Below are 387 nucleotides of genomic sequence, written 5' to 3' on the forward strand. Positions count from 1 at the left end.
CAATCAATATACACGATATTATTCAGTACAAAGCGAGGTGAATTGATATGACTAAACAAAACAAAGCTTTCAAATTCCGTTTACTACCAAACAGAGAACAGGCAGTATTATTAGCCAAAACATTTGGCTGTGTTCGTCTTGTCTACAATAAGATGCTTGCGGAAAGACAAGCGACTTATGCAAAATACAAAGACGACAAGGAAATGCTTAAAAAGCAAAAGTTCCCGACACCAGCTAAATATAAAGACGAATTTCCATTTCTAAAAGAAGTGGATTCTTTAGCTTTAGCAAATGCACAAATGAACTTACAAAAGGCTTATAAGAATTTTTTTGAAGGCAATGGGGCATTTCCAAAGTTCAAAAACCGTAAGTCAAAACAGTCTTATA

At 34.4% G+C, this 387-nt stretch carries 1 protein-coding gene; it reads left to right on the forward strand.

The genetic code is table 11. The annotated features are described in order from the left end of the window. Positions 1–47 precede the first annotated feature (47 nt). A partial coding sequence (locus DDE80_RS14795; RefSeq protein ID WP_153060951.1) for a helix-turn-helix domain-containing protein occupies positions 48–387 on the forward strand: 340 nt, incomplete at its 3' end.

Source organism: Metalysinibacillus jejuensis (genome assembly GCF_003057615.1).
In the GTDB taxonomy this organism is placed as follows: Bacteria; Bacillota; Bacilli; order Bacillales_A; family Planococcaceae; genus Metalysinibacillus; species Metalysinibacillus jejuensis.